The sequence below is a fragment of the Alteromonas sp. MB-3u-76 genome, assembly GCF_002831605.1.
GTDB classification, from domain to species: Bacteria; Pseudomonadota; Gammaproteobacteria; order Enterobacterales; family Alteromonadaceae; genus Alteromonas; species Alteromonas hispanica.
Window position 1 is genome coordinate 4,276,517 of the sequence record NZ_CP025115.1, and the last position, 18,142, is coordinate 4,294,658.

Here is an 18,142-nt window from a genome sequence, read left to right on the forward strand (position 1 = left end):
CGATGTCCATAGGGCGCACGATACTAGATTGCAAATTAGCATTGTGTCACTTAGCAAGTGATATGAAGTATGCAGGAGCCGTATACGAGGCCCGTACGTACGGTTCTGTGAGAGGGATGAGGCGCAAGCCTCACCCTACTCGATATTTTTACACGCCGTATTTTCTCACTTTTTCAGCAAACCGAACCGCAACATACGCCAAAGCAAAAAATACAGAAAAACCGATACCAATAGGCATGAGGTTTCCTACTAAAAAGCTATCAATAAACAGTGCAACAGGTACTGAGAAAAGACTGGAGAACGACCCAATAATTGCGGCACCTAAACCCGCCATTTCGCCAAGTGGCTGCATAGCCATGGCGTTTAAGTTGCCAAACAGAATACCGACGAAGAAAAAGCCGACAAACATTACAGATACGGTGAGTACTAACGGCGGTAAGCCATCAAACGCTAATAATATAGCTAAATAAACAATAGCAAACCCGTTTACCCCTTTGAGTGCAAATCGGCAAAGCTTTCTCATGCCAAATCGCATTACCATTTTACCATTAAAATACGACGCTAAACCTATGGAGAAAGCAAGCGTTGCAAAGATATAAGGGAACATATCGCCTACATTGTAGTACACCTGAAATATGGTTTGAGAGGCACTCAAATATGCCAAAAACGAACCAAAAATGCATCCCATCGCGAATGTGTAGCCCATCACTGCAGGATGAGTAAGAACATACTTAGAAGAGATAAAAAGCTGTGCCCAAGAGAATACTTTGCGCTTATTTCTAGGTAGCGTTTCTCCTTGACGAGAAAAGAACCAAATACCCGCCATGGTGGCAACAATAAGAAAGAGTGTAAAAATATGAAACCAAGAAAACAAGTCCATAACCGTTTGCCCGATAATAGGGGCGAGCATTGGCACTAAAATAAATACCATCATGATGAACGACATGACCCGCGCCATCGAGTCTCCCACATACAGGTCGCGAATAATTGCCATTGAAGCAATGCGTGGCCCAGATACTCCAAATGCTTGAATGACTCTTCCCACCAGCATGGTTTCCAATGAATTCGCCGACATACAGACAAAAGTGCCAATTGCAAAAATACATAGCCCTACAAGAATAGTTAGCCTGCGGCCGCGACTATCTGAGAAAGGGCCGAAAAATAATTGCCCAAAGGCCATACCAACAAAGAAGACTGTGACAATAAGGTGGGTATGGTGGGGTTGCTCTACATTTAAGGATTCACCAATTTGCAAAAGCGCTGGCAGCATAGCGTCGATACTGAGAGCCACCAGCGATGTCATGGTGGCCATCAGTGCAACAAATTCAACAATACCTAAAACCGGCTTTTGAACAACTGCCGTATCTTGCGATACGCCATTATTTTCTTGGGGCATAATCTCTCTAATATGAATACAGTATCTGACAGTCTTTACTGCTATTACTTCTTAGCTTTGCTCTCGCGCTTAACATTGAAACAGCGAAAGCTCGTCTAACAGTTAAAATAGACAGACACTAAGGGGAATGAAAAAGCACGACTGGTTCGCGCCTGAAAGCCTGAATCTACGTGAGATAGTATACCGCAATATTGATTAAAAAGCCGCCAGCATTGCTTACACCTATCGCAGTTACTGGCAACTTAGTCGGTTAGTTATGCTCAAACATTAATATAAATTGAGCTGCTACTAAATACTTTTACTTCGTGAGGTAAGTGTTCAAGAATTCATCCATTTCCTGAAAGAGTCGATGCCTGTTGCGCTGAATGGAAAGAAAGTGATTGCCGTTTTCTAATTCGACATACTTGTACGTTTTATCCAAATCGTCTAGTTCATCCCTCATATACCGGCTTTGTCGCACTCTCACAACACGGTCTTCTTCACCATGCACTAATAAAATAGGGGTTTTAATACCTTCTGCATTGTAATAAGGAGAGCGAGCTTCTAAATCATCAAAGTCATCACCTATCTGATTTTTCACAAACTCATTGTTTAAAAACCTACGAGCGCTTAACACCAAATGCTTCAAAGAACTCACCCCTGCAAAGCTCACCGCGCATTTGAATAAATTTGGCGTTTTTACGGTCGCCATAAGTGCGGCGTAGCCACCGTAGCTAGCGCCCACAATGCACATATTGTCTTTTTCAGCATGCCCTTGCTCTACCATCCAATGTGCAGCGTCAGTGATATCGTCTTGCATCGTTAAACCCCAGCCTTTCATTTGACTTTGGGCAAAACTATAGCCGTAGCCCTGCGAGCCTCTAAAGTTGGGTCTAAGCACTGCATAGCCTTTACTTGTGAAGTACGCAGTCCAGTAATCGAAACCACTAAAATCGCGAGCACCAGGGCCTCCATGAGGATGAATAATAGTTGGGAAAGGCCCTTCTCCCTTTGGCAAAGTGAGATACGCCTCTACCGACACACCGTCTCTCGCTTTATAGGAAATAAGCTTGTGCGGAGAAAGTTTCGAGGTGTCGATTTGTGAATACTGATGGAAGAGAACATCTAATTGCCCCTCGTCCCTGTTTCCAAGTAGAAATACGCCAGGCAACGTATCCGATTCTGAATAGACAAGGTACGTTTTCTCATCATCACTGAAGCTCACCAAAGTATTAGTATAATCTGGCAAGCTCTGGTCTAAACCTTTTTGCAACGCAACATAGCGCTTATCCCAGTAATGACGTCCGTCGTGCCTAACACCAATCGCATCATTGGTAAGAGGCGAGTAGATGAGGCTTCCGTTGACGTCGTAACCATCATCCGAATACACTTCTGTGCTTTCATTTGTCTTTAAATTCAGCTTATAAACTGCTTTGAAGTCTCCTTTATAACCTCGGTAATAAAGAATATTTGGATCAAGTGCAAACCCCATTGGGTACTCACCTTTTTCCGTCATTGCATTATATGAAAACAGTGTTTTCCAGTTATCGCCGTCCTTGAGAAGTACTTCCCGCTCTCCAGTATCATAATCCAGAGAAACACCTATGCGAACGTTATGCTGACGGTCTGTAATCCAGTCTCTTATACCTTTTTTTCCACGAACGATTCGGCTTAAACCTCCCGTATTTACGTTGACCTTATAAACAGAAGGGAGACCAAGTACTTCGGCATCAATTGATATGAGAATATGTTCCGGATCATTTGGCATCCAATCGATTACTTCATCTTGAAACTGCGGGGTGTGAGTAGGGTTACCCGCTCTGCTATTTAACCGTTTCCAATGAATAAGGTTAAATACCCCTTTTCCCCCTGCATCAAAACGTACGCTCAATAATCGGGTGTCTTTAACTTTGGTTCTGCCTCGTCGAGACTGATACACAGCGCTAACAATCAAACGTTCATTGTTCACCCACTTATACCAGTTAATATGCACTTTCTCGTTGTCTGTCTTTAACAGAAAGTGTTTCTCTCCCTCTTTAAAGTCGTACGTCGCCAGCATGCTAAGTTCTTCAGGGCTTGTAACATTTTGTACAAAGGCCACTTTAGTACCGTCAGGCGATAATGCGGGAGTTCCATAGGCTGGAAGCGCACTGAAGTCTCGATAGTTAAATGGCTGCTCCGATTGAGCGACTACACGAATAGAGATTACTACTAAAACGCAGAAAATAATGAAGCGATAGAGGATAAAAGATAGGTTAAATTGCATTACATTCCTTTGTTATTAATATGCGATATGTATAGGTCTTTACAACCTAATGTTAACTTCAACAGCGTCAGAGTAAATACTTATCGCTCTATTCACACTCACTATACGTATTAAATGTGTTACACAGTGCTAGAAAGGCAAAAGGTGACAAAGCGCCCCCGTCTTTTTAGTTTAAGTAACGCAAATTTTTAATGGCTCATCGCGCAATTCAGATGAGAAATATAAATATGGTATGCTGTCACTGGATATGATTTGCAGCGTATTCGTAACACAAACGAAGGGAAATCAGGAGCGTCAGCCGTTATAATACTTCGGCAAGTATTCGTAAACTTCCATTTAACGGTAAGTTGGCTTGAATACTTTTATCGAGCGAGCCCGTATACCGAACCAATGCTTTAAGGATCTTGCACTTAAATGCCCTCTATTACTGTAGAAATTAACCTTCTACTGCGATGTTTTTTTATCTGGTCAACATGCTGCCGCGTGCACATACGAAACAGTTTTGCCCTCGTGCGTGCTTTTTTTAACGCTATGCCTAAATTTGCTGCCGCTCTCTCTCTCGCACTGGCGCTAGGGCATGCTTCAGTAAATGCCCAGAGCGAAATTTCATATTCAATATCTGGCGTTGAAGACAGCAAGGTGAAAGAAAATATTCGAGTTCACCTGAATAATTTAGATGTAGAAAAGTCTTTGCTAAGCGACCCTTACTGGCAAGAAGAAGTAGCTGAGACCGTAGCCAAGGCGGTACAGCCCTTCGGTTACTACAATAGTGAAACGGCAATTGCACTTAACGGTGAAAATAGTGTCAAGGTAACGGTATCTCTTAATAAACCGCTCATCGTCAACAAAGTTACCCGAGAGATTATCGGCGAAGGTCGCACAGACAATAACTTTCGTTCACGCTTTAACGCCTTTAAGCTTAAACAGGGAGATGTTCTAAATCAGCCCGTTTATGAGGCATTTAAATCATCAATGTTTAACTATGCGCTATCTCATGGCTATTTTGACTTTTTCTGGCAGGCCACGCGCCTCGATTTAGTAAGAGAAGAAAAACAGGCGAACATTCTGCTAATTGCACAAAGCGGCCCACAGTACCACTTTGGCGATGTAAAAATAGTGGGGGACGACAAAGCGAAAGCCATTATAAAACGCCTGATGCCATTTAAACCTGGCGAACCATACTCATCATCAACTCTTAGTGATTTCAATCGCAGTTTGAATCAGTCAGGGTATTTTAGCCGTGTTATTGCGCGGCCTGTTGTAAGCGATGCAGATGGCCTACGAGTTCCAATTGAAGTGTCTCTTCTGCATCGTCCGTCAGACTCATTCAATGTGGCACTAGGCGCCGCTACAGATACAGGACCAAGAATTAGTCTTGGCTGGGAGCGCCCTTGGGTTAATAGCCTTGGCCACTCAATGAACGCTGATATTTTTGTCTCAAAGCCCGAACAATCAGTATCTGCAGATTACCGCATACCGATGAAGAATATCACTCGCGACTATGTGAGCTTTGAGACCGGCTATCAATTTATAGAATTCAGCAATACGTCGTTCGAAAGTGAAACCCTTTCTTTATCTGCACATCGCTATTGGCAAGACGATGGTTCTCCTTGGCAGCAAGATGGATCTATTACTTATTTGCGAGAAACGTACGACCAGGGCTCGCTGAATACCAATACTACATCCCTTGTTCTGCCAGGATACTCTGTAACCTATCGCAACAAAGACGGTGAACTCGACTTTAACAATGGCGTCTATTTTCAAGTACTTGGGCAAGTAGGTAGAGAAAATGCAGGATCAGACATAAACTTTGCCAAAGCCGTAGTTGAGGGCATGTTGATTACTACATTCAACAATGTTCACCGATTTACTTTTCGCGGAGAATTGGGCGCCATCAGAGCCAATAGATTTGCAGATGTGCCCACGTCACTTAGATTTTATGCTGGTGGCGATCAAAGCGTAAGAGGCTTTGACTTTAGGGACATTTCACCGAAGGCCGAGGTAATCAACCCAGAAACGGGCGAACTTAAAACTGAATCTATTGGCGGTAAATATTTATTCACCTCGAGTGTTGAATATGCTTACCGTATTGCTGATAAATGGCGTATAGCGGCATTTGTCGACGCTGGAACCGCCTCAAACACTACTGATGCTCAGCTTACTTATAGTGTAGGTCCGGGTGTGCATTGGCTTTCGCCCATTGGCCCAGTAAGAGTGTATATTGCCCGCGGTTTTGCACCAGATGAAAACCAGTGGGGCTTCCATCTTTTAATAGGGCCTGAAATATGAAGATGAAAAAGCGCACGCTATCAGCAATTCTGCTTTCTCCCGTTTTCTTTGTGGTCATAGTTTATGCACTGCTAATTAGTCCTTTAGGCGGGCCTGTAGTTAAGTTAATAGCAAACACCTTTGTAGCAAATTTATCGATAAAACAAATTGAAGGCGGGTTCGCTGGGCCGCTAACCATTACTCAAGTAAACTGGCAAAACCCGCAGTGGCGTGTTGAAGTAGGCAGAGTCTATGCCGACGTAACATGGCGATGTGCCTTCGAGCCTAGAGTGTGCATAAACAACTTAGAGGTAGAAAATGCGACGGTAACGCAACTCAAAGCAGCCGCTGATGAAGGTACAGAAGAACAAAGCGAGACCTTTGCACTTCCCATCCCCGTGGATGTTGCTCAGCTTTCGTTACAAAACATTGAAGTTGAAACACTTAGCGTCCAAGTATCGGTAGACACCTTGCTGTTAGAGGATTTTTCTGGCGCCACTCGCATAAAATTTGACACTTTAGAGGTAAATGGCGTTGCTATAGCGCTCAATGAAGCTAAAGACACTAGCGAAGCTACGGGTACAACCGCTAAAAATAGAAGTGATAGTGATTCAAAAACCGTAGAGCAAAATAGCTCGACATTAGATGCTCAAATTCCCACCTCATATTCACTCAATTATACAGTGCCTGAACTACCGATAATCGTAACCCCCATACCTGTAGAATTTGGCGCAGTGCGTATTAATGCGCTGCGCTTTAGCCAAGGCGATATTGAGCAACGTTTACTTGCGCTATCCCTTACTGATACCACGTTTCAGCATTCAGCGCTGCGCATTGAGTCTTTAAATGTTAAGCATGAAAAAGGGCAGGTCTCGGGCTTTATTGATGCAGATTTAAAAGGCAATTACCCACTCGATATCGATTTAACCGGCTACGCATTGATAGACAGCCAGCGCCAAAATATAGAGCTGAACGCTACAGGGGCTTTGGATAATATTGATCTCTCTATTAATGCCAGTGGAATAATCACCGCCAGCACACGCTTATCGACAAACTTACTGTCTGAGTCTCTACCTATTAATTTTGACGCCAATTGGCAAAAACAGTCAATTCCCACCCTAGAGGGCGCAACACTAGACGCAGGCCAAATTTCCGTAAATGGAACCATGGGCGATTACAAAGTGCTGGGCAGCGGTTCTGCGAACTTACCCGACATTGGTGAGATTCCGGTCGCTTTAGATGTAGTGTTAAAAAAGAACAACATCTACGTCAACGAGGCGGATATTTCTGCGTTAGAGGGAAACATAAAAAATACAGGTACGCTGTATTTGAACGACACCGTTGCCTGGCAGGGTAAAACCACCTTAACAAACGTTTCTGCCCAGCAGTTTAACGAATATGCGCCAACCGAGCTGCGAGGGAGTATCGAAAGTATCTTACAATATTCTGAGCGCGGGGGCTTACACGTTAGTTTGCGCGATATTGACATTGCCGGAAAGCTTCAAGATGAGCCGTTGCGCTTAGTTGGTGAAGCAGTATATGCGGGACCAAGTGACTTGCTCGTTACCAATGTGAATATCGAACAAAGCGAAAACCGAATAAAAGCGTTTGCTCAAGTGCTTAATAAACGGCATTTAAATGCAAATATCGATATAGACATAGCGTCGATTAACGCTTTGTATACTGAGGCATCTGGCGCCATAAAGGGCAATATTCAAGCCAGTGGTCCTTGGCAAAATCCATCTACAACCAGCACACTTAACCTCTCAAATGTAAGCGTATCTCCAAACTTAAACAAGCAGGCCGCAGAACAAGGCCCGTTAAACGGCGACGTGTCGATAACCGGCACCTATGAAAGCCATAACGCTGATATAGACCTCACTCTTCCAGAGCATGCCGTTAAAGTTGCCCTGTCGGGAGCATGGAAAAACAATTTATGGAAAGGCAGTATCTCTGAGACACAGCTAAGTATTGCGAATATGCGTTGGCTACTTTCATCGCCATTCAACCTTGAAGTGGGCACTGCGCCGCTCACGGCTAAGATAAGCAGTCACTGTTGGTCATCAAGAGGCGAGGGTGAACTATGTATAGACAACGTGAATTATCAGGAAAATAAAGCAACCTGGGATATTAAAGCCTCGTCACTGCCTGTTGGCTTATGGGCAAACGAGCTTGCCCCTAGTGTAGTGTCAAAAGCATCAAGCGCGTCGCTCACTGTTAAGTCGAAAGGAAGTTACTCAAAGGCTGACCCTATAGACGCTACATTTACTGCTTCACTAAGCTCTGCACAGTGGCAATTAGGCGAAACACGTCCAATAGCGCTAACGATTAATTCTGTTGAAACCTCTGGGGATATTAAGCAAGGCAAATTAACGTCTACCTCTTTAATAGTGAGCGAAGATATCGGAGACGCTACGCTGAAACTTGATACTCGCCCTTTCGACGATAGAAAGCCTCTAGAAGGCACGTTGAGCATGGAAGGGATAGACGTATCGCCATTTAAACCAATATCGCCAGCCATTCGCACCTTAACGGGGTTATTAAACGGAGAGATAGCGCTAAAAGGTTATCTTGACGACCCACAGCTTAACGGTGAGTTAAATATTAAAAACGGAGCCATTGACATTCAAGACACTCCGGTTTCTCTTTCAGACTGGAGCCAATCTATTGTGTTAAACGGTCAGGTTGCCAAATTAGACGGTACTTTCACACTAGGCGGAGGTGACGGAGCATTAACCGGCGAACTGGATTGGTCTGCCAATCCTAGTGCAAAGTTTAGTCTCAAGGGAGATGGCTTTGAGATTCGCCAGCCGAATACGCGTTTAAAAGTGTCACCGAATTTAGACGTTGTTGCTACAAAAGAAAAAATAGATATTTCCGGCGACGTAAATATTCCATGGGCAAGAATTGAAATAGCGTCGCTGCCAGACAGCGCCGTATCGCCATCAAAAGATGTGCACCTACGCGGCGAGCCTCGCAAAGAAGAGCCCCTGGACATCGTCCATGCATCAGTAATGGTGCATATAGACCAAGCCAAAACCGAAGAGGTGAAAGTTGAGGCCTTTGGGCTAACGGCTAGTCTGTATGGTGGGATCCGTATTAATACGCAACCCGCACTCGTGGGCTATGGTGATTTGCAGATTTTAAACGGTCGTTATGTAGCTTACGGGCAAAACTTGATTATTCAAACGGGTGAAATACAGTTTAACGGCCCTATTGGTCAACCTTCATTATTGGTAGAGGCAATACGTAATCCTGCGAAGACTGATGATGATGTAATAGCCGGTATACGTATAGACGGTTCAGCAGACTCACCAAGTATTAATCTCTTTTCAGAGCCCGCGATGGATCAGCAAGGCGTGCTTTCCTATTTATTGACCGGGTCTGGGCCAAACTCAGGGGCATCCGATCCGAATTATGCCGCGCTACTACTAGGTTTTGGCCTTTCTAATACTAAAACCCTTACCGGCCAAGTGGGGAGTGCTCTGGGCATCGACGACTTCAGTCTAAGTACTAATGAAGATATGCTGTCACTCACAGGCCAAATAAACGACCGCTTGTCTGTGGAATACAACGTGGATGTGGGTCTAGGGAATAATGACGTGAATAGCACATTACGCCGCCGACAGCTGCCGCCAGACCTAGCGTTAAAGTACCAACTGTTACCTAACCTTTATTTGGAAGCAATTCAAACCACGTTAGAAGACCAGTCTGAATTTGCGCTCGACCTCTACTATGAGTTTTTCTTAGGCGAAAACCGCAGGCGCTCTGAGAGCGATGACGAACAAAGCGATAAAGAAAATAACGACTAAAGAAACAAGAGTGCGCCCTAAACTGTGCGCTGCTCTGCCATCTCTTCTAGCGCTTTGAGTTGTTTTTCAAAGCGCTGTTGACGCTTGTGTGCCCAAATACCCCATACAATAAGAATGAGCGTTGCGATGGGAAAACTGAAGGCGATTTTTTCCCATTTTTCGGGGCTTAATTCTCCAAAAAAGTATCGCTCTAATGCAAACGCAGGCAGCACAAAAAGCGCGGGCCATGCAGAGTGCTTGGTGATGAACGCAATGCGTATATTATTTTTTATCTGGCGCGTGTATTGATGTAAATGATCAAGAGTTTGTGAGTCTTTGGCAAAAGCCGCCACTCGTCGCAGCCACAATTGATAAATTAAAAACGGAATGGCCGTTGCCACCATAAAAATACATAACCCTTTTGCAGTAAAAGATAGCTCTCCCCAGTAAATAGATAAAAAATAGAGAGAAGGCAGAAGCGCTAAAGAATCTATAACCATATAAATACGCTGTTTTATTCGCTCGCTGTTAAAGCTTTTTTTTACTTCAGATAGGTCGATATCGTTAACTGGCTGATTCTGCCATAACATAGTCAAATCAGTGTCACTTCCTTTAACTCGATTAGCTTTTACTCGATCTTTATTATCATCGTTATGCATTGGGTTCCTCCTGCAGCACTTTTTGCTTTGCCCGTTTCAAAATAACACCCACATGATTTTTTGATATACCGCATACCTCGGCAATTTCGTCATAGCTTAATCCTTCTAACGACAGGGTAAGCACTTGTCTTGGCTGCAGGGGAAGTGCCCGAACGACTTTCAGCAAACGTGCTAGCGATTGCTGCTGGCTAGAAACGACTTCTGGAGAATACTGTGGACTTTGGTAACCATCAGAGCCCAACGTATCACTTTCATATCGGTGAGTATCAACACGTTTTACTTGGCTTGCTACATGGGTTACCGCGCGATTGTGCGCAATTTTCAGAATATAGGTTTTTACACTACTATCGCCCTTGAACCGAGACAGCCCCTGCCACACAGCAATAGCAATCTCTTGCAAAAGCTCTTGCTGCATAGCCTCGTTAGCTTCGTAGCTATTTGCAACGCGGCTTAACAATGCTCCGTATTGTGTAAAAACGTCTTCAAATCCTTGGCCCAAGCGGGTTGCCCTTTCTAAAAGTTTTTATGTTTAGCAGGTACGTAAGTACCCTAATCATTACTGTAGCGAGTTGACCACTACAAAAATGCAGCAAAAAGCTCAACACACCCAGTTACAGTCTGCACCCATTTATTTTTATTACACGTTTATAAATCTTTTTTGTAATTTATTCTGAAAAGCCGTGACTAGTAACAACGAATGCCTTGAACCAACACATAAATTATCCTAGTGAAGGAGAGTTCTATGTCTACATTAAGCCTTGTATTGTTACTTGGAAGTATCACCTCTATTGCGCTATTAGCGAGTTATTTAGACGCAAAATTTCAGTGGCGCTTGAACGACTGGATGAACGGAAAGTGCAGTAACCCGTTTATAGCGAGCAAAGCAGCGCTACAGCAGCAGCAAATAAAAGAAAAAGACGCTCAAATAGAAGCGCTTATGGCGCGAATAGAAACACTAGAAGCTATAGTGACTGAGCCAGCTTATGAACTAAACAAGAAAATAAATGCGCTTTAAGCCGCTTACTTAGTTAGGCCTTATTTTAGTAGGCTTTAGTTTGTTAAATTTGGTTTAGTGAGATAAAAAAGGGCGACGCATAAAGCGCGGTATTTTTCCCATGGCAATTGCGTTGCCCATTAGCACTACAGCAACACCGACGAAAGAGAGCGCTGTCCACTGATAGCCCTCAAAGAAGGTTGAAATTACCAGCGCAACCATGGGATATACCAATACCACGTAAGCCGCTTTATCTGCCCCCATTTGTTGAAGTAATTTCATATAAGCACCAAAGGCAAAAACAGAGCCAAACAAAGCTAGATAAAGCAGCGATAAATAAAACTCTGTACTGGTGGGAATAATGAGCTTACCCGGCAACAATAACGACGTTATAAATAGCAAAATCATGGCGTAAGACATGGCATAAAAGTTCATCTGAATAACCGGAGTGCCAGAAGTTAAAATCCGCTCAGAAATAACATTGCCCACTGAAGCACAAAAAAAGCTGACAAAGGCAATGCTTAATCCTAAAGCCAGCGCTGCGTCCATGGAAACTTTCGAGAACTCGGGTACGAACAAACACACAATACCGCTTAATCCAAACGTCGCCCCAATCACTACCTCTTTGCGAATAGGCTCTTTTAACCACCAGCGACGTAGCACCACGTTAATATAAATAATACAGGAGCTCATCAACGCTAAAAGCGCGCTGATAATATGTGCCTGTGCCATGTAAAGCAGAGTGTAATTTAAGCTATAGAGAAATAAGCCCACCGCAGCCATCTTCACGTGTATTTGCAAGGGAAGGGCAAACGGCAGCCTTTTTACTAAACAATAAATTCCCAAGCATACGGCGGCGAGTAAGTAGCGCAGCGCTATAGCAAATGTCTCAGATGTATGGCCAATTTGATAGGTAATCGCAATCCAAGTTGAGCCCCAAATTAGACAGCACAATGAGAATAAGGTTGGGTTGTTCATTCGCCCATTAATCCTCAATTATCATTGCGCTAAAAATTGCGTTAAGTGGTTAACCGCTGAATCGAGCAAGGTTTGTCGCGCGCGTTTCCCCACCCATGCATTGTGTGGTGTTATTAACAAGTTGGGTAAATTGGCCTGCATTAAAATATGATCAGAGGGTGGAGGTTCAACAGACAATACATCGAGCCCAGCGCCACCAATTTGTTTATTTTTAAGTGCTCCAAGCAAGGCGGGTTCATCAACCAGTCCACCTCGCGCGGTATTGATTAAAAAACAATTTGGCTTCATTAACGATAGGGTTTCTGCGTTTATCAACTTGTCTGTCTCTTGCGTCAACGGACAATGAAGGCTCACCACATCAGCACTAGGTAATAGCGATGAAAGCGACGGGCGCGGATCGTCGGCTCTTCCTGGACGCCCAGCAATAGTCACCTGCATGCCCATAGCTTTAAATAAACCTTCTACTCGCTTGCCAAGCTCGCCATGACCTACAATGACAGCGTGCATTCCCTCTAATTCAACAACAGGGTGAGACAGTAAACAAAAATGGGAAGATTCAGACCACGCCCCCGCTTTTACATCATGCTGATAGTGCACAAACTGGGTGGCCAAATTAAGCAGTAGCGTTAACGCATGCTGCGCCACACTGCTGGTCCCGTATGCCTGAACATTTTGCACTTTAATATCATTTGCTTTGCAATACTCTAGGTCGATATTATTCATGCCGGTAGCTGTAACACCAATGTATTTTAACCTGGGCGCTTGGCGCAGCGCTTCTGCGCTTAGTACAACTTTGTTCACCAATACAGCAGTGGCACTTTCAATTCGCGTAACAACATCGTTTGGAAGGGTATTTTGATGCAACGTAAGGCATGCATCTACATCACTGAGTTGTTGAGTATCCAGCGACTCTAAATCTAATGTCTCTGCATCAAGAAACACCACATTAGGTAAACTCATACGGCATCGCTTATCGACTCAAGGGCCGCTTTTATTTTTACAGGAATAGGAATAGATTTATCTGAAGCCCTATCGACAAACACATGCACAAACTGCCCATGAGCAACTCTTCGCTGGCTTTCTCCGGCGTAAACTGACAGTCCATAAGTAACTGAGCTCCTCCCTACCTTTTTTACACTCATACCAACATAAATATTTTCAGGGTAGGCTGCCGGAGCAACGTACTGACATTGACTACTAACCACGTACGCCACGGTCTTACCGTTGTGAATATCTAATCCACCCTGCTCAATTAAAAAGCGATTTACCGCCGTATCAAAAAAGCTGTAATACATCACATTATTGATGTGACCGTAGGCATCATTGTCCTGCCAGCGAGTAGCAATAGTAATTGAAAACGGATAGTCGGCGAGTGTTGGCGTTATTTCTGTCATGGGCATCCTGTATAAAAGGGCTTTCTCTGCTACAAAAGCACCATATCGTCTCTGTGCACAGCTACATTTGTCGTTTCATAACCTAGCACACTGGCAATATCTTTCGACTTTTTCCCTTTTATAAGTATTAAGTCTTTTGCGTTATATAAGCTTAATCCCTTTGCCACTGCTTGGTTTTCACACACTATTTCAACTGCTTCGCCTTGCGCAAAGTTTCCTTCTATTCCCGCAATACCCGAGGGGAGTAGCGAGGCTCCCTGCTCAATCAAAGCAACCTTGGCGCCTTTGTCGATAATAATACGACCAGCAGTTTTTAATGTGTGCGTTAACCATAAGCGCCTGGCATTAGAAGGGGTTCGCATAGCTTTAAAAAGCGTACCGGGCACCTTTCCAGCCAGCAGGGCGTCAAAAGTTTCACCGTGTCGACCATTGACGATAAGCGTTTGAATGCCGCTGTTTATACATTTATCTGCTGCCTCTATCTTTGTGCGCATACCGCCAGTTCCAACAGACGTTCCGGCCCCTCCGGCTAACCCATAAATGGTGCTATCAATGCTTTCAACCACAGGAATTAACGTAGCATCTTTGTTTTTACGAGGATCGCTTGTGTAGAGCCCGTCAATATCTGAGCAAATAATCAAGGTGTCGGCTTGTGCGACTAATGCAGTGTAAGCACCAAGGTTGTCATTGTCGCCCACTTTAAGTTCATTCACTGCTACCGTGTCATTTTCATTCACGATAGGAAGTGCATGGTGATTGATAATCTCTCGAAGTGTATTTTTTATATTCACGTAACGCGTACGGTCACGAAGATCGTCGGCAGTAAGCAGTACCTGGGCACAAGGAAAATCAAAAAATCGCTGCCAGTTGGCCATCATGATGTTTTGGCCGATTGCGGCCATGGCTTGCTTTTCAGCAATAGACGGGTTTTGTCTTACCTTCACTTTATATTGACCAGAAGAGACTTTTCCGCGCCCCGCAGCAACACTACCTGAGGAAACGAGAATGACTTCTTTTCCCTGCTCGCGACTTGCCGTGATAAAACGAGCTAATGCTAATAAATAACGACCGCTACATTCATTACCTTCTGGCGCAATCAATGCACTACCTACTTTTACGACAGCGCGCTGCCAAGAGAAACTATTCATATGGGAGAAAACAAGAAAAAACGGACAATAAGAATACGACAGTAATGGCGCAGAACAAAATGTTCTGTTACACAAACTTTGCGTTAAACCGGGGGTAGATTACGGTCAAAAACTAGGATTCAACTACTGAGGCTTATATACTAACTGTGATAATTTATAACAATTCCAACTAATCACGTTGCAAGGAAACACAATGAGTACCGCAAAACGACATTTTTTCTGGTTAGCGCCAGTACTGTCTATGCTGATTTCTCTTCCAAGTGCAAACGCCGCCATAAAACAAACAAAAGGCGACTTTGAAGATAAATTCCGTCAGCTAGATGAAGTTCTACCTACTCCAAACGTATACCGAAATGCCGCTGGCGAACCGGGCCATCAATATTGGCAGCAACAAGTAGATTACGATATCGACGTAAAACTGCTTGAAGGTGAGCGTCGTATTGAAGCAAAAGAAACGATTACTTATCACAACAATTCACCAGATACGCTTAAATATCTGTGGATTCAATTAGACCAAAACAAATTCCGCGATGATTCTATGTCAGCGCTTACTACCACATTTGGTGGCATTGGAAATCGTGGGCCAGCTACTCAAGCCGCCAACGGCGATAAACCGGCTAAGTTGAGCATGGGTGCACTTCGTCGTCAGCAGTTCGTTGAAGACAATGAGCTAGGCTACACCATCTCTCGCGTTGAAGATAAATCAGGAAATGACCTTCGTCATACCACTGTTGGTACACTAATGCGTGTGGATTTGGCTAAGCCTTTAAAGCCAGGTAAAAAAGTGACTTTCGACATCGACTTCGCATTTAACATTGTAGAAGAAGATGCAGTATCTGCTCGTGCAGGTTACGAGCACTTCCCTGATGATGAGCGCGAAGGTGGCAATGACATTTTCTTGCTGGCTCAGTGGTTCCCGCGTTTAGCGGCGTACACCGATTATGAAGCATGGACTAATAAAGAGTTTATTGGCCGCGGCGAGTTCACATTAGAATTCGGTAATTACGAAGTAGACATTACCGTTCCTGCCGACCACATTGTGTCATCGACAGGTGAGCTTCAAAATCCTAAAGACGTGCTTACAAAAACTCAGCGCGAACGTTTAAAAGAAGCAGAGAAAGCAGATCGCATTGTTTTTATCGTAACGCCTGAAGAAGCTATTGAGAACGAAAAGGAAGGTACGTCAAAGCTAAAAACGTGGACGTTTAAAGCAGAAAATGTACGTGATTTTGCGTGGGCTTCATCACGTAAGTTTGCCTGGGATGCACGCGGTTACCAACAAGGTGGCGACACACAGCCTCTTGTAATGGCGATGTCGTTCTATCCTAAAGAAGGTGGCGAGCTATGGCAGAAGTATTCTACTGAATCCATCATTCATACCATGGATGTGTATAGCCGCTTTAGTTTCGACTATCCTTACCCGGTAGCTCAGTCGGTTAACGGTCCTGTGGGTGGCATGGAATATCCAATGATCACGTTTAACGGCCCTCGTACTGAATTACAAGACGACGGTACACGTACTTATTCGTTGGCAGAAAAGCGCTTTCTTATCGGCGTAGTTATTCACGAAGTAGGGCATATCTATTTCCCTATGACAGTTAACTCTGACGAGCGTCAGTGGACATGGATGGACGAAGGTCTTAACAGCTTCTTAGACGGTGTTGCAGGTCGCGAATGGGACCCTACTATTCCATGGGGCGTTGAACCACGTGATATTACAGGCTACATGAAGTCTCAAACTCAAGTGCCTATTATGACTCAGTCAGACTCGGTACTTCGCTTAGGTCCTAACGCTTACACCAAGCCTGCTGCAGCGCTGAATATTCTGCGTGAAACTATTCTTGGTAGAGAACTTTTCGACTTTGCATTTAAAGAATATGCTCAACGCTGGATGTTTAAACGCCCTACACCTTCAGACTTTTTCCGCACTATGGAAGAAGCATCAGGTGTTGATTTAGATTGGTTCTGGCGCGGTTGGTTCTACTCAACAGATCACGTAGATATCAGCCTTGACAGTGTTTACAAGCTTCGTTTGAACACAGAAGACCCAGATATCGACTTTGGCCGCGAGCGCCAAGCAGAAATGGAAAAACCTCAGTCACTTACCGTCATTCGCAACAAAGAAGAAGGTAAAGAACTTTGGGTTGACCGCTTTGATGACATTAGCGATTTCTACGACGAAAACGATCGTTACACCGTGACAAATAAAGAGCGCAATAGCTATCAAAAATTCTTGAAAGGTTTAGAGCCGTGGGAGCGCACCGCGTTCGAACGTGCAGTAAGAGAAGATAAAAACTATTACGTGCTTAATTTTAGTAACCTAGGTGGCTTGGTAATGCCTATCATTCTAGAGTTGTCTTATGAAGACGGTACTAAAGAAGAGATGCGTATACCTGCTGAAATTTGGCGCAGAACGCCAAAAGCGGTTAGCAAACTTATCGTAACTGAAAAAGACAAAGAGCTAGTGAGCGTTACCGTAGACCCGCATTGGGAAACGGCAGACGTGAATGTTGAAAACAATCACTATCCTCGTCGTATTATTCCTTCGCGCATCGAAGCATATAAAGGCAAATCTCGTAACAGCTACGAATATCGCGACCTTATGCAAGACTCGAAAACTGAGTTAAAGACAGATGACGACGAAGAGGAAGGCGAAGAGGAAAAAGATGACTAATAAGTTGTCCATTGTTAAGCAGGGCGGTTTCGCCCTGTTTGCTATGCTTTTGGTTGCAGGTAGCATGATTTACAGCAACGCGGCACAGGCACATCAAATTAAAGCTGCAATTACGACAGTGTTGTTTAATCCAAGAACGGAAAATATTGAAGTAATGCATCGTTTTAACATGCATGATGCTGAGCACGCGGTGAAGGTATTGTTTGAAAAGAACGCAGATATCATCGACGATAAAGGAACGCAGCAAGCATTTGCCGACTATGTAGGTAAACACTTTGCGTTGTTAAACATTGAAGATGAATCACTTCCGCTCACCCAAGTGGGTTTTGAAGTTGAAGGTAAGCACTTTTGGGTTTACCAAGAAACAGATCAACCACCTGCGTTAGAGGGCCTTAAAATTCGTCATGATGCGCTAAGAGACCTGTGGCCTAGTCAAGTAAATACCATTAATGTTGAAGGCAATGGGCCGCTTAAAACGCTTACCTTTACAGATAATGTTACTCTCTTAGAAGTAGGCTTTAACGCCAGCCATCACTAAGGTTTTACTTTTCAATATATAAATACGTTTCAATTTATAATTACAAGGCCCGCAGTA

General features: G+C 44.0%; 13 protein-coding genes. 5 read left to right on the forward strand and 8 right to left on the reverse strand.

Going from position 1 to position 18,142, the window contains the following annotated elements:
• Positions 1–148: 148 nt before the first annotated feature.
• Together CW735_RS19045 and CW735_RS19050 are read right to left on the reverse strand one after the other, a co-directional pair.
• On the reverse strand, positions 149–1,396 hold the full coding sequence (locus tag CW735_RS19045; protein ID WP_071981018.1) for a multidrug effflux MFS transporter: 1,248 nt from the start codon (positions 1,394–1,396) through the stop codon (positions 149–151).
• A 298-nt stretch (positions 1,397–1,694) separates the two neighbouring features.
• On the reverse strand, positions 1,695–3,641 hold the full coding sequence (locus tag CW735_RS19050; protein ID WP_083595345.1) for an alpha/beta hydrolase family protein: 1,947 nt from the start codon (positions 3,639–3,641) through the stop codon (positions 1,695–1,697).
• Positions 3,642–4,172: 531 nt separating this feature from the next.
• On the opposite strand from CW735_RS19050, the gene CW735_RS19055 reads away from it, so the two are divergent.
• Together CW735_RS19055 and CW735_RS19060 are read left to right on the forward strand one after the other, a co-directional pair.
• Positions 4,173–5,930 (forward strand): autotransporter assembly complex protein TamA, encoded by a 1,758-nt coding sequence (locus CW735_RS19055; RefSeq protein WP_083595415.1) that lies wholly within the window; start codon positions 4,173–4,175, stop codon positions 5,928–5,930.
• The gene (locus CW735_RS19060; protein WP_232230527.1) at positions 5,927–9,721 is read left to right on the forward strand and encodes a translocation/assembly module TamB domain-containing protein; all 3,795 of its coding nucleotides are present in this window, start codon (positions 5,927–5,929) and stop codon (positions 9,719–9,721) included. The genes CW735_RS19055 and CW735_RS19060 overlap by 4 nt, the downstream gene beginning before the upstream one ends.
• Before the next feature lie 17 nt (positions 9,722–9,738).
• On the opposite strand, the gene CW735_RS19065 is transcribed toward CW735_RS19060, so the two are convergent.
• Positions 9,739–10,359, reverse strand: a complete 621-nt coding sequence (locus CW735_RS19065) for a hypothetical protein (protein WP_071981019.1) — start codon at positions 10,357–10,359, stop codon at positions 9,739–9,741.
• Positions 10,352–10,858 (reverse strand): RNA polymerase sigma factor, encoded by a 507-nt coding sequence (locus CW735_RS19070; RefSeq protein WP_071981020.1) that lies wholly within the window; start codon positions 10,856–10,858, stop codon positions 10,352–10,354. The genes CW735_RS19065 and CW735_RS19070 overlap by 8 nt, the downstream gene beginning before the upstream one ends.
• Before the next feature lie 243 nt (positions 10,859–11,101).
• On the opposite strand from CW735_RS19070, the gene CW735_RS19075 reads away from it, so the two are divergent.
• Entirely contained in the window at positions 11,102–11,374 is a 273-nt protein-coding gene (locus CW735_RS19075; protein WP_071981021.1) for a hypothetical protein, read from the forward strand.
• Between the two features lie 54 nt (positions 11,375–11,428).
• Here the strand turns inward: CW735_RS19075 and CW735_RS19080 are convergent, their stop codons facing one another.
• From CW735_RS19080 to proB, 4 genes are read right to left on the reverse strand one after another with little or no spacing between them, the layout of a single operon-like run.
• Positions 11,429–12,331: a DMT family transporter gene (locus CW735_RS19080; RefSeq protein WP_071981022.1), complete on the reverse strand. Its 903-nt coding sequence runs from the start codon at positions 12,329–12,331 to the stop codon at positions 11,429–11,431.
• A 21-nt stretch (positions 12,332–12,352) separates the two neighbouring features.
• Positions 12,353–13,291 carry a D-2-hydroxyacid dehydrogenase gene (locus CW735_RS19085; protein WP_071981023.1) on the reverse strand — a complete coding sequence of 313 codons (939 nt, stop codon included), beginning with the start codon at positions 13,289–13,291 and terminating at the stop codon, positions 12,353–12,355.
• A complete protein-coding gene (locus CW735_RS19090) occupies positions 13,288–13,725 on the reverse strand; it encodes an acyl-CoA thioesterase (RefSeq protein ID WP_071981024.1) in 438 nt (145 codons plus the stop codon). The genes CW735_RS19085 and CW735_RS19090 overlap by 4 nt, the downstream gene beginning before the upstream one ends.
• Positions 13,726–13,754: 29 nt before the next feature.
• Positions 13,755–14,873: a glutamate 5-kinase gene (gene proB / locus CW735_RS19095; protein WP_071981025.1), complete on the reverse strand. Its 1,119-nt coding sequence runs from the start codon at positions 14,871–14,873 to the stop codon at positions 13,755–13,757.
• 193 nt (positions 14,874–15,066) lie between these two features.
• On the opposite strand from proB, the gene CW735_RS19100 reads away from it, so the two are divergent.
• Positions 15,067–17,547: a M1 family metallopeptidase gene (locus CW735_RS19100; RefSeq protein WP_083595346.1), complete on the forward strand. Its 2,481-nt coding sequence runs from the start codon at positions 15,067–15,069 to the stop codon at positions 17,545–17,547.
• Positions 17,540–18,085 (forward strand): DUF6702 family protein, encoded by a 546-nt coding sequence (locus tag CW735_RS19105; protein ID WP_442857494.1) that lies wholly within the window; start codon positions 17,540–17,542, stop codon positions 18,083–18,085. The genes CW735_RS19100 and CW735_RS19105 overlap by 8 nt, the downstream gene beginning before the upstream one ends.
• The last annotated feature ends 57 nt before the right edge of the window (positions 18,086–18,142 follow it).